Origin of the sequence: Bacteroides sp. AF39-16AC, from assembly GCF_003602735.1 — a bacterium.
Classification (GTDB): domain Bacteria; phylum Bacteroidota; class Bacteroidia; order Bacteroidales; family Bacteroidaceae; genus Bacteroides; species Bacteroides uniformis.
Genome location: NZ_QTLN01000012.1, coordinates 120263 through 133614 on the forward strand (window position 1 = coordinate 120263; position 13352 = coordinate 133614).

Genomic DNA, 13352 nt, shown 5'->3' on the forward strand with positions numbered 1-13352 from the left:
TTTTACATAATATGGAATTAGCAAAAAAACAAGGATTTTACAGAGCTTTTTCCAAAACCGTTTCATATCTAAAACGATATAATTGCTTCTTTTTTAGCAAGGGTTACTTTCTCAAGATGTCCTGGACATAATATCCGAGACTCAGCCAATCGAATTATTCGTGCTTTCGATTTATCCGCCTCCTTTTTATTACCATTGGGAAGATTCGTTACAACATTATATCCCGGTATATATGAATCTCCTGAAAAAACATAGTTCCCTACAAGATAAGTAATACAAGTTGGACTATGCCCCGGTGTTTCTATTGCCTTTACATTTATCCCATCTAGTAGAGTAATGGAATCTTCTTCACGAACAACTTTAATATTTTCTCCCCAATATACCATTGGGGTACCATAGTATTTCGATAGATTCAGTTTTACAGAAGCCAAAGCTTTTATACCAGCTTCATTAGTATAGATTATTGCACTGGGAAATATCCGTACTAAAGCAGGCAATCCATAGATATGATCGTAGTGAATATGTGTCAGTAAAATCCCTTTCAGCACCCTGTCTTTATCCACAATCTCCATAATTTTTTCAACATCTCCAGGGTCCACAATCCAAAAATCCAATCTATCAACTTCAAGAATATATGTTTTTGATTCTAGAATAGTATTGACAATGGATTTTACAGTTAACATTATATTAAAAATATTGAATCACCGATTATCAGCACAATCTTCAATGCCTTCAAATTATATCATCAATAGATTGATAACCATTTTCTCCATGCTGGAAAATTATTGAACATATCCGTGAAATTATCAGGATTCTTAAACCCTTCCCAGTTCCTATATTTTTTAGGCAACCCTCTTTGTGCGACAAATGGATTATAGTTCAAATACCTCCCCTTATTCAAAGAAGTTATCTCAGCCATTTCATCAACACTTAGTTCAAAATCTAAAATCGAAATATTTTCTTTCAAATGAACCATATTCCAAGTCTTAGGAATCACAATAATACCTCTTTGGACAAGCCACCGTAGGACTACTTGAACGGTGCTCTTACCATGTTTTTTTGCGATTGCCAAAATCAAAGGATGCTCGATAATCTCCAGTCTTGGCTCTACTGAACGAAAATGACTGAATGTCGACATAGCTTCAACTGCAATTCCTCTATCCTGACAGTATTTTGTTAATTCAATCTGAGCGTTTAATGGACTAATTTCTATTTGATTTACAGCAGGAACAACATCCGAAATCTCACTCAAAGCTTCAATATGTGGCTGCAGAAAATTGGAAACTCCAATTGCCCTGATTCTTCCCTCTTTATAGAATTTCTCAAGAACCTCCCACATATCCATGAATATTTTCCAAGGATTATGAATCAAAAATAAGTCTATATATTCCGTATCAAGGTTATCAAAAGATTTTAGAATAGCTTGTTCGATACTGACATTATTTCTTCGGTTAAGAATTCTATGAATTCCATACTTATATCCCCCATAGTAAAACGCATCAATATTTACTTTTGTAGTAATAAACACATCTTCACGCTTAATACCATGTTTCTTGAAAATCCGGGCAATATCAGCCTCATTATAATATCTCCAAGCTGTATCAAACTGCCTGTAACCCATATCATAAGCTTTTATCAAAGTATCTTCTAGCTTATCCTTCGGTATAAGAAACGTTCCTAGACCAACTTGCGGCATTTCAATGCCATTATTTAATTTTACATATTGCATATCCATATAATTATGCAGTTAAAATATTACGTATTCTTTATATGGTTCAAACGATTTTGCCCATCCAGCAAAACGGTTGACAACAGATTCATTATCAATCATGAGTCGTTCACGCTCAGATTTATTCGTCAAACGGTTGTAAAGTTCAGAGACTTCTACAACGCGAGTGATTCCATCTTCTCCTATCATGCAACGAGTTACGTTGAAAGTTAACTTAATAAGCCGTTTAGTTGATTCATCCCAATAAGAGTGAAGAACTATACCAAATTCAGCTAAAACATTATCAAGAAAGAAGCCGACATCGGGAGTAAATGCTAAATTCCCAAGGGCATAAGCGCAGAATACACCATTATCCAAACGTTCACAGCGTAGTGAAGTATGAGGGTGGTTAGCTACAATAATATCAGCACCGGCCTCTTTTAGACTATCAATAATAAATCTGGTATAGAAACCTGGAGATGGATTATATTGTCCTCCAACATGAGGATAAGCCACGACAATATCTGCCACTTCTTTTGCTTTATGAACCTTTTCAAGAACCCTTTCCAGAAAAACTTGATTTTTTGAATTGGTAATAGCAGCAGGTGAGACATCATCAGAAATATATTTTTCTATAGATTTTCCCTCTCCTGATGTTTTAAATTCCAACTTCAATAATTTCTGTTGTTTCTTGGTCAAATCAATTCTCCACTGTTCATCCTCATTGAGAAACACCCCATTCAGTTGCGAATTGGTTCCAAAAGTACAGCATATAACAGCTACCTTCAGAGTACCGACTTGCTTAACAAATACTTTTTCACTATCTCCTACTGTAAGATAACTACCAGAACAATCAATGCCAGCAGCTTTAATACAACGCAATGTCTCAGACAAGCCATCTACCCCTCTATCCAAACAATGGTTATTGCAGGTCGCTACAAAATCAATACCAGCCGCTTTCACCTCATCCAATAACGAAGAAGGAGTAGCAAAGCATACATCTGATTGAGTGATATTATCTTGAGTATAAGGGGAACGCATGATGGGTGATTCCAAATTAGCAATCACATAATTAGAATCCTTCAACAGAGGTGCCAAACCAGACAGATACCCATCATATCTATACTCACCATGTTTCTTCATTACGGCATCATTCTGTGCTTTCAAACACATGATGTCTCCAAGAAAACTCAATTTAATCATACTTTCATCATAAGTCTTGAACCATTCTCAAATTTCATCTCTACGCTATTGCGATAGTCTTTATGAACTTTAGAGACTCTCTCCATCACTTCATCCAAATATTTTCCAAAAAGAGGTCCACCATTCATCTGTGCAAATCCTGATTCTGCAGTTAGATTCATCTCTATGAAAACCGGCTCATTATTTACATCAAGTGCAATATCCCACCCGACCAAATCGAAATAGGGCAGACGACGATGCAAATCAAACACGAATTTCATCACTCTATCATAATTCGGTATAGTAAGGCTTTCAAATCCTAAGAATTCTTTCAATGTAGGTTTATCAAGTGTGTGATAGCGAAGAACACGCTGATCGAGACTACCATCATCATAAACATGGCAGAAACCACCACCTGTCGATGCATTATCATTAAACGCACCTTTACCTCCAAATCGAACGACTGATACCAATAGTACATATTCTCCAGCTAAAGTACGATAAGTATAAATTCTAAGCGTGTTCAGTGACGACTCGTTCAGTTTCTTCAATGTTGCACTTTGTTCAAGCCGTTTCTGAATATTGAAATCCCATTTATATGTCTCAAACAAATCCTTGACTTTCGCTGTATCAATTTCTTCCTTCCGAACCAATTTCACATTCTTACCTGAACCTGAATCAATGGATGGCTTGATTATACAATCCAAATCAGTTGCAAGTACCAGTTTAACAGCTTCTTCTGTAGAAATAGGCATATCATCAGGGCTAAAGAATCTACCATTAATATTCTTCATCAGAATGGAAGGTTTCTTAATATCAGGGAATAGTCTGTCATAACCATTTTTATCCATATAGGAATTGATAAAATCGAAACGATTCAAGCAAGGAATAACATAATAGTAATACACATCATCCGACATATACCTATCATTATAATCAGAGCACCACATCCTTGAATAGAAATCAGCATATACCATTGAAACCTGAAAACCATATTGTGCAAAATACTCAGAATACTCCTTCTTATGTACTCTATAGTCAAAAACATCACGTGAAGGCAGTGTATGATTCTTTAAAAAATCAAAGCCTAAGAATTGTTCTTTTTTTGTATTGATAAATTTTTCCATGACACTATTCTTTAATTTGTGCCAACTGCACCAATCCAACATTTTTTTTAAACATAAATACCATCAAAGCATCATCCAGTCCATGACCAGGTATAGGTTTCGCCAAAGGCATGAACTTACGTGCACGGAGTTCTTGCATAGCTTCGTCAATATCATCTACCGCATAGCATATATGATACGGTGTAGGACCATTTTTTGCTAATATTTTCACTATAGGAGAAGTCTCATCCAACGGTTGAAGAAGTTCAACAGTAGGAAATCCTTCTCTGCAGGCGTAGGCTACATAAACTTTCTGGATGGGTTCAATTACAGTTTCAGAAACAACATACCCTCCAGCTACATACTCTGGCTTAACTTTTTCTATATCATTTACGGCAAAGCCTATATGATGGAAACGTGCATTTTCTAACATGATTATTTTGACTTATATATTTGTACATCAGTACAAACAATGTTATCAATATTGAATTCCATACATCCCCACTGAAGCCCCACCCCAAAACCGCAGGCTAGAATATGGTTGGCGTTGTTATGAAGCCGTTCCTTACACTGAGTCACGAGAGTTAGAGGAATTGATGCACATGTAACGTTACCATAGTCCGCTAGGCAATACGGACATTTTTCCGCGGGAATTTTTATACTTTTACGAATTTTTTCATCAATGAATTTATTTGCCTGATGCAACAGCAAAAGATCAATAGTATCAACATTGATATTATACTGAGCAATACATTCCTTTAGGGCACGAGGAGGAACCTTAATAGCAAATGAAAAAACATCCATGCCATTGACAACCATATCATTACCCTTACGAATAATGCCAGGTTCAACCTCTTTTTCCTGTAATGTTTCTGGAGTAATAGGATAACGCATACCACCATACTTGGTATAAATGGCAGAAATACCGCTACCATCTACTCCGAATGTAAAATTCATGGGCTTTGCATTCACATCGTATTCCAGAGCCGTTACTGTTGCAGCATCAGCAAACAGAGGACGAACAGTTCTATCCCTTTTATTCCGGTTAGTAGAGTTAGTCTCTGCATTTATCATCAAACCACGTTTTAAACCGCCATGAGAGAGCATAGAAGCAGCAATACTCATACCATTTACGAAACCACAGCAACCAAGAGGTACATCCATCACGCAGCAGCCTTTACTTAACCCTAATCTATCTTGAAGAATGCAAGAAGTCATAGGAGCTATATAGTCACGTGATTGGCAAACATATACCAACAAGTCAAGACTTTCTTTTTCCCAACCCAATTCTGCAATCATCTTCTCAACAGCTACAACTGTCAAGTCAGATGCCGTTGTACCAGAATCAACCACATGCTTCCTCTCTATACCGGTTGACGCAATAATCTTTTTGGCCTCTTCTTCATTTTCAAAAATTGACAAAGTAAGATTTTCTTCAACCTTCTCAGGTACACAAGCCGATAAACCTGCTACCCTTACATTATTAACTGTTAATGCAGACATAATCTTATTTAATGAGTGATAATCGTTGCACTTTCCCTGTTGCAGTCTTCGGAATGCGCGCAATAAATTCATACTCTGTTGGAATTTCATAAGGTTCAAGCAATCCGCTAAGACCGTGCCTGATTTCGTCAAAGGAGAGTTGGCAGCCCATCTTCTGAATAAAAGCTTTAGGCACTTCGCCAAGAATACCTTTAGGATCTTTGACTGGAACCACAGCACAGTCTATTACACCAAGACTTTTAATAGCTTCTTCGATAGTCAGCGGGCTGATTTTCTTTCCTCCAATGTTGATTAATTCTTTTTTGCGACCAACCATATAGTAGAGTCCGTTTTCATTTTTGAAACCAAAGTCCCCTGTGCGAAAATAATCCCCGAAGAATGCCGCCGCATTGTCCTTATCAAGCAAATAACGGCTCATCACCATATTACCCCTTACGCAAATCTCACCCTGCTGTCCCGTAGGCATTTCTGTGCCATTATCATTCATAATTTTCGCTTCCACCTCTTCGGATGTAGGCATCCCAATAGTATCCAGATTGTCCTTGTACTGATGGAATTCCATGAAGAACGAACGCGAGGCTTCAGTCAATCCATAGTGCATACAGATGCGCGTGTTGGGGAACAAGCCAATCAATCGTTGCTTTGCCTCGATAGACATAGGGGCGCTCCCTATCTCGATATAACGAAGACTGTCAGCAAACTGTGCTATACGATTTCCACTCAACTTAGTTATATACTCCCAAACAGCTGGTACCATGCCGAATCCTGTAGCCTTATACTTTTCCATAGCTTCAAAAAAGACCTTTAGATTGGCAAAGTTCCCTACTAATATCAGGGTTGCACCTTTGAGGAGTGAACAACGAAGACGGCCAAGACCAAACGAATGGCTCAGTGGCAATCCCAATACTTCACGTTCATCAGCACTATTGCCAATGAATCCGTTAATGTTCCTTGCCGAAGAGGCTATGTTATAATGCGATAAGCAGACAGCTTTAGGATCGCTCGTCGTACCAGTGGTGAACATGATGTCCGCTATGTCATCCTTATCCAATGAAGGATTCTTAGTATCCTTAGCTTCACCAGAAAGCTCCAGACTATCTATAGCAATATTCTTAGCCCCATCAAACACAAACTTAGGAAGACCGAAAATGCACTTTGGCTTTACAGTATTCGAGATGAATAAGAGTTTATCTTGTGTCGAAGCAGGATCAACCACCACATTCACAATGCCCCTCAAATGGGCACCGAAATATAGATAAACAAACTCTGGTTCTTTCCGTGCTGTAATGATGATACTGTCTCCTTTACGAAGGCTTAGAGTATCAAGATAATCAGAAGCCAGCCAAATGCTATTTTTAAGCTGTTTATAGCTAATCTCTTTAGCATCACATACCAGTGCAATTTTATCAGGCATATGTTCCGCATGCTCAACTATGGCTTGCAACAAACAGCTATGCAAAATATCACTCATTCTTAAGTTTTATTATTTCTTCAACTATTGCTTTTATGTTGTTGAGTTCATAGAGGTCCTCAATAGGAATATCAACTTCCAATTCTTCCTCAATAGTTGATATAATAGTCAGATTCCCGACCGAATCCCACTCCTCAATATCACCGGCGGCCAAATCATCAGTAATTCGTTCAATATCAATGCCCAATGTATCGGCAATTATTTCTTTAATTCTCTCTTTATAGTCCATAATAATTTATTTAGTTGTTACTCCACCATCTATAACGAATTGGCATCCTGTAACCCAAGAAGAAGCATCACTCAGTAAATATATTGCTGCGGGAGCTATATCCTGCACTTCACCATACCGTTTCAAAGGATAGGTTTCCATGTCTTTTTGATAATCTTCATCAGAGAGCGCCCCACTGGAATTAATAAGATTTGTATTAGTCATACCCGGATTGATGGTGTTTACCCTCACTTTTCTTCCAGCAAATTCAATAGCAGCATAGCGCATGTATGTACTCAATGCAGCTTTTGCGCAACCATAAATTACATTACCCGGAGTGATTCGATTATTGCCTGCAATGGATGAAATATATACTATGCTCCCTCCTTTATTGATTTTTTTCTTTTTATAAATCAATCGAGTAAGTTCTACCGCTGCAAAAAAATTCAGATTGAAAATTCTATCGAACTTCTCTCGCGTTGCAAATTGAAGAGCCAAAGTTCCACCGATACCTGCTGAGATTACTAAACCATCTATAACAGGCATATCACTGACCAACTTCGTCAAATCTTCCTGATTGGTTATATCAGCAGTTATATAAGTATTACCGTTTCCATCCATCTCATCCAAAACAGACTTTAGATTTTCCTCACTGCGAGCACAGACAACTATCTTACCGCCCATTTTTGAACATTCAATAGCTATCTCTCTTCCAATACCAGAAGAAGCGCCAACAACAAGAATTGTTTTTCGCTTGAGAGCAAAAGGATTAAACTCTACCATTATACTTCTACTAATTCAGATATTAATAAATGTTCTGTCTCAAAAGCAACCGTACCCCAACTAAGGCCTACACCAAATGCACAACCAATTATTTTGGTAGGCTTATCTTCAATTTTACCTTTCAATTGGGTAACAATCGTCAAGGGAATCGATGCCGATGATGTATTTCCAAAATGGAGCATACTATATGGCATCTTTTCAGCATCCAATTTCAACTTTTTACGGATTGTTTCTGTCATTTTGTAATTAGCTTGATGCAAAATCACATAATCAAAAGATGTGTAATCCATCTCATAGTTAGCTGTCAGCTTCTTTATGCTCTTTGGCGCTGTCGTAATACCAAAAGCAAATACATCCATACCCTTCATGCGAGTCTGTATAGCATGGCGCTTACGCCCATCTTCACACAACTCAAGCTTTAAAGAATCTTCATTAAACTGGTTTCTGCAACCACCACCCGGGCGAATAATCGCATCATAACCAGTACCATCAGTTCCCAAATCAAAATAGAACGGTTTTGCCTCCTTACTGTATTCCAATGCCGTAGCTGTACAAGCATAACCAAAGAGTTGATCCAGCTCTTCTTTTGCTTGTTTACGAGCATCACCAGCCAGCAGGATTGCTTTTTTAATATTCCCTGTCTGCATTAAACTGGATAATACGGACAATCCATACACCCAGCCAGAACAACCAAGATTGATATCCATTGCCATACAACTACGCTCTAATCCCAATTTAGCTTGCAGAATACACGCAGTTGCAGGAAGAATGTAGTCAGGAGTCTGGGACACGAAAACCAATGCACCAATTTCTTTCTTGTCCCACCCCAGATCTGCAATCAACTTTTCAGCAGCAGGGAGGCCAAGGTCAGAAGTTGTCAATCGTTCATCATAACGTTTCTCCTTGATACCAGTAGTTTGTACGAAGTCTTCAGCACCATACTTATCAGTAGTAGAAACAGAACCTTCGGCATGTTTAGGAACACCAGCCGATATGCCAGTGATCCTAACATTCTCTACTTTCAAATAAGCCATAAGACCTAAGCCTTACTTGCGACTACATTAAACAAGTCTTCAATGGTCTTTGAGTTGCGAATATCGTCACCCTTAATGGTAACGTCATACTCCTCATCAACCATTGCAATGATGCTAAGAGCAACAAGAGAACTCCACTCGTCAAGAGCCTTAAATTCTGTTGCAGCCGTGATTTCACTTACATCAGTATCGTCAAACTGATTTGCAAAATTCTCGATAAATTCATTTAATTTCATTATGGTACAATTTTGAATGATTATTATTGAATGTTCTAACATTTACCAACTATTTTTCTTAACCATCTGTAGTTTACACCAAAACCTATTACTTTATATATAGTCCACATAAACGTATATATTCTGGCTTTTAATGTAATGGGGAAATCTGTCTCTTTCATCAATTGATATATCTCTTGATAATAGGTTTCCCTTCTTTTATAGGCAATCACTTTTCCTACATAGAGGTCTTTTGATTTATCATAATATTTTAAATCAAAAATATTGTGATATTTCTCTTTCTTCCCCAAAATATCAAGCGTTAGAATGGTACGCAGGCATTTATCACATCGAGTACAATTCAAAAACTCATCTTTCACTTTTGCAATGTCTTCATTAAGTCCATCATTAGCAATAAGTTCTTTCCAACAAACATAGAGATATTTGTAAGTATCCTCAAAGTCTGCAATTTTTCTTGTTTTGTTTACTCTATCAAGACATGGATCACCATTTATTAACTCTGTTGTCTCAGTGGATAATGCCGGAAGTAAAAATGGCGATTGATAATGCATATCTTTATTCGAAAAACTCGTATCCCTTATATGAAACGAACTTGCATAGATGTATCTGCGAAAAAGCTTCTGCATACTCAAAACCACACTCATATTTCTAATCAATGCACACTGATTAAAATCAAAGCCTTCATAGAGTTTTGAGATATTTGATTCAACAGCTACTACCGGAATTTTCTTCGTTTCCGCATATGCGTCCACTAGTTTAAAGTCATTGTCATACGACTCTTTTACTTTATCCAAATTCTTATCTCCGTGAGCACCTACATTGAAATAGGTGAAATGAGTAAGCCTATACGATGGAGAACAATCAGTTCCAATATGGTCAATTATAGTTGAGAAGCTATCCACGCCAAGTGAGCAACCGGTAGCCACTGCTTTTGCTTGATAATTTTGATTAGACAAATGCTTACAATGAATTTTTATTTCTTTTCCACCATATATCTGAGCCAATATTGGTATTACTGTATGCACAAGATTATAATAAAGTTTTTCAGAAATTGTATCGCACTCAATATCTTGCCCCAATTTAATTGCCATCAGTAGGATACCTACAACGAAACAATCAGAAGATTCATTCGTGAGATACTGTCCATAATCTTTGGTTGTCGCATAGAATACTTCTTCCCCATTAGGATTTACTTCCGTTTTACTTTTATTATCAGACATATACGAAACTAAAAAGACCTTTCTATCCACTTCTCTAACAATCGGCTTACTTATACGAATCATATATAAATCTGTGCTTAAAATTTGAATAATTTTGCAGGATTGCCTATATAGGTTGACTCATTTTTAGGTTTTGTGAGGAGAATGCCACCCGGACCTAAGTTAACGCCTGAACCAATCCTATTATATTGCACTACAAATGACATGGCTCCAAAAAGGTTGCCATCTCCAACAGTAACACCACCAGAAATTCTTGCTCCAGGCATAAAAGCATTACAGTTACCGACAATGACTTCATGCCCGAAGCTGATATGTCCATTCATTATATTGAAATTACCCATAGATACATTGCAACTAAGATGACAATCTAAACAAAATATATTCCCTTTACCTAAACTTATTGTCTCGTCATCTGCAAACGTACAAGAAGGATGAATGATATTCGGATAATCTATCAATGGATTGGTAATACCTTCACTTATTTTCTTTAGCATTTGGGGATTGCCATTAGCAATTACGATATCTATTGGAGTTTTCCAAGAGTTTAATTCATCCATACCTCCTATGCAATCGCCATACTGAAGTTGTTTGCCTTTATCCACTCCATCATCAAAAAATCCGACAAAATTCCAATCAGGAGATTTTAGAGTCTTAAAAATCAAACAATATATTTCACGGCCAAAACCACCTGCACAATATATACCCAAATCTTTCATGACTTATTATCTGTTAATTGTGACCATTAAATTTCTCCATTGTTACCGATGTAGCAGATGAAATTCCTTCTCTCTTCAGTACAGATTTAATGGTAATAAAAATTATTTTTAAATCGGTCAGTAGCGAACAATGATCTACATACCACACATCTAATTTAAACTTTTCAGTCCAACTAATAGCATTGCGCCCATGGCACTGCGCCCATCCTGTGATACCAGGTCTAACTTCATGGCGACGAGCTTGTTCTTCACTATATAAAGGCAGATATTCCGGCAATAAAGGTCTTGGACCAATCAATGCCATATCCCCTTTCAAAACATTAATTAATTGCGGAAGCTCATCAATACTAGTGGCACGAACAAATTTACCCACATGAGTCAATCGTTTAGCATCCGGCAATAATTTGCCGGATGCATCCCGTTCATCCGTCATACTTTTAAACTTTATCACACGGAATATTTTTCCATCCTTTCCAGGACGCTCCTGAGTAAAGAATGCTCCTGCACCTTTATTGGCAAAATGCAACCAAATAGTAATAAGTAATAAAATGGGCCAGATAACAACCAATACAATAAAGACCAGAATGAAATCAATCACTCTTTTTAAACCATGTTTATACATACTCTCAAAAATGCTTCATTATAGCCTTATAGCTCTTATCTACAGTATAATTCTCACACAAAAATCTATACCCTTTTTCTCCCATCTCTTTCATCCGCTCGTCATCCTCTACCATAAACTCAATCATTTCCATAAAAGTGTCTATATTCCCATTCTCTGTCCACAGACCGAAACCATTTTCTTCAGCTATCCGTCCGATGTCCGTATTCACATCCGTAGCTATTAACACCGGCATCCTACATTCCAAATACGAAAGCAGGCGCGATGGAAAATTGGGTATGGTAAAACGCTTGTCCAGGAATATCAAGCCTACATCACACAAGCTCACCAACTCATCATATTTTGCTTTCGGCAATGCAGCAAGAAGGCAGGCGTTTGGGAACAAGTGCGTATCAAACCATAATTTAACCCTCATATACTCCGTACCACTACCTACAATTACAAAATACGAGTCATCCCGCTTTTCATTCTCCTCAATCACTTTCAATAAAAAATCTATCCCCTGAGGTTTTCCCAGATTACCCCCATAGATGAAGATTTTTTTTGATGCGGGAATATTCAATTCTTTCAGCAGTCTACTCTGTCCCCTATCCCCTTTCAACCTTTCCCGCAACTCCACACTGTTCGGACAGATTTCCACCTTTGCCGTATCAACGACAGGATTATGTTTCAACACATACTCACAGTTGGCAGGTGACATACAACCGATGAAGTCTGACAATTCATAAAGTTTTTCTTCCTTACTCCTAAACATCCTATAAAGAAAACTTTTCTTGGAAAACATACCCAAATCCACCGCATTCTGCGGAAAAATATCCTTCAGCATCAGATAAGTTTTCGCATTCCAGCGTTTTTTCAAGGTTCGGATTACCTTATTGAAGGTGATGGGAGGAGTGGAATAAAGAATAAGGTCGAACTTCACATCCCGCCAGTATTTATTAATGGCATGCAGATACTGGCTTTCCAACAATAAAGTGCCAATCCCCTTCTCCACAATATTCGTTTTCTGGATATTGAGTGTCTTTACCTTCAATATTCTTGCACCACCGTTCTCCATGACTCCGGTAGGCTGATGGAATCTCCGCTCATAAGGGGATACTATATACATGGCATGCCCGTTCCTTATAAATTCACGCATCAGGTCCGTATAGATGCCACGCTCTTCCAAGCCATTGATACGGGATATTGTCAAAAAAAGAATGTTCATCCCAGCAGTCAGAATTTTCTCCAGACCATCTTGTTCACCACCCCCGTATAGCTCTGAATCAACTTCACAACCTTGGCCGATACATTCTCATCCGTATAATTGGGCACCGGCAGACCATCGTCCTCATTCCTATTCATCTCCACGGCAGTATCTACAGCCTGAAGCAAGGATTTCCCATCAATGCCGGCAAGGACAAAGATACCCTTGTCAAGAGCCTCGGGACGCTCCGTACTGGTACGGATGCATACAGCAGGGAAAGGATGCCCCACAGAAGTGAAGAAACTGCTCTCCTCAGGCAGAGTACCGCTGTCACTCACAACGGCATAGGCGTTCATCTGCAGGCAGTTGTAGTCGTG

16 protein-coding genes are annotated in these 13352 nt (G+C 38.0%); all 16 read right to left on the minus strand.

Annotated features, from left to right (window positions below; translation table 11 throughout):
- Positions 1-68 precede the first annotated feature (68 nt).
- Positions 69-683 carry an MBL fold metallo-hydrolase gene (locus DW039_RS11850; RefSeq protein WP_057256422.1) on the minus strand — a complete coding sequence of 205 codons (615 nt, stop codon included), beginning with the start codon at positions 681-683 and terminating at the stop codon, positions 69-71.
- 62 nt (positions 684-745) lie between these two features.
- Positions 746-1735, minus strand: a complete 990-nt coding sequence (locus tag DW039_RS11855; RefSeq protein WP_229079566.1) for an aldo/keto reductase — start codon at positions 1733-1735, stop codon at positions 746-748.
- 12 nt (positions 1736-1747) lie between these two features.
- A complete protein-coding gene (locus DW039_RS11860) occupies positions 1748-2911 on the minus strand; it encodes a CapA family protein (protein WP_057089501.1) in 1164 nt (387 codons plus the stop codon).
- Positions 2908-4017 (minus strand): sugar-transfer associated ATP-grasp domain-containing protein, encoded by a 1110-nt coding sequence (locus DW039_RS11865; protein ID WP_057089500.1) that lies wholly within the window; start codon positions 4015-4017, stop codon positions 2908-2910. The genes DW039_RS11860 and DW039_RS11865 overlap by 4 nt, the downstream gene beginning before the upstream one ends.
- 4 nt (positions 4018-4021) lie before the next feature.
- Positions 4022-4429 carry a VOC family protein gene (locus tag DW039_RS11870; protein WP_057089499.1) on the minus strand — a complete coding sequence of 136 codons (408 nt, stop codon included), beginning with the start codon at positions 4427-4429 and terminating at the stop codon, positions 4022-4024.
- A 2-nt stretch (positions 4430-4431) separates the two neighbouring features.
- Positions 4432-5499 carry a ketoacyl-ACP synthase III gene (locus DW039_RS11875; protein WP_057256424.1) on the minus strand — a complete coding sequence of 356 codons (1068 nt, stop codon included), beginning with the start codon at positions 5497-5499 and terminating at the stop codon, positions 4432-4434.
- A gap of 4 nt (positions 5500-5503) precedes the next feature.
- Entirely contained in the window at positions 5504-6970 is a 1467-nt protein-coding gene (locus DW039_RS11880; protein WP_120381975.1) for a class I adenylate-forming enzyme family protein, read from the minus strand.
- On the minus strand, positions 6963-7199 hold the full coding sequence (locus DW039_RS11885) for an acyl carrier protein (RefSeq protein ID WP_057089496.1): 237 nt from the start codon (positions 7197-7199) through the stop codon (positions 6963-6965). Before DW039_RS11885 ends, DW039_RS11880 begins: the two co-directional genes overlap by 8 nt.
- 6 nt (positions 7200-7205) lie before the next feature.
- Positions 7206-7961, minus strand: a complete 756-nt coding sequence (locus DW039_RS11890; protein ID WP_057089495.1) for an SDR family NAD(P)-dependent oxidoreductase — start codon at positions 7959-7961, stop codon at positions 7206-7208.
- Positions 7961-8995: a 3-oxoacyl-ACP synthase III family protein gene (locus tag DW039_RS11895; RefSeq protein ID WP_057256425.1), complete on the minus strand. Its 1035-nt coding sequence runs from the start codon at positions 8993-8995 to the stop codon at positions 7961-7963. The genes DW039_RS11890 and DW039_RS11895 overlap by 1 nt, the downstream gene beginning before the upstream one ends.
- Positions 8996-9000: 5 nt before the next feature.
- Positions 9001-9231 carry an acyl carrier protein gene (locus DW039_RS11900; protein ID WP_057089543.1) on the minus strand — a complete coding sequence of 77 codons (231 nt, stop codon included), beginning with the start codon at positions 9229-9231 and terminating at the stop codon, positions 9001-9003.
- 35 nt (positions 9232-9266) lie between these two features.
- Positions 9267-10514, minus strand: a complete 1248-nt coding sequence (locus DW039_RS11905; protein ID WP_057089493.1) for a hypothetical protein — start codon at positions 10512-10514, stop codon at positions 9267-9269.
- Between the two features lie 14 nt (positions 10515-10528).
- On the minus strand, positions 10529-11167 hold the full coding sequence (locus tag DW039_RS11910) for a hypothetical protein (protein ID WP_057089492.1): 639 nt from the start codon (positions 11165-11167) through the stop codon (positions 10529-10531).
- A 13-nt stretch (positions 11168-11180) separates the two neighbouring features.
- Positions 11181-11789 (minus strand): sugar transferase, encoded by a 609-nt coding sequence (locus tag DW039_RS11915; protein WP_120381976.1) that lies wholly within the window; start codon positions 11787-11789, stop codon positions 11181-11183.
- Between the two features lie 4 nt (positions 11790-11793).
- Positions 11794-12996: a glycosyltransferase family 4 protein gene (locus tag DW039_RS11920; RefSeq protein WP_120381977.1), complete on the minus strand. Its 1203-nt coding sequence runs from the start codon at positions 12994-12996 to the stop codon at positions 11794-11796.
- A gap of 8 nt (positions 12997-13004) precedes the next feature.
- A partial coding sequence (locus DW039_RS11925) for a UDP-N-acetylglucosamine 2-epimerase (RefSeq protein ID WP_207810789.1) occupies positions 13005-13352 on the minus strand: 348 nt, incomplete at its 5' end.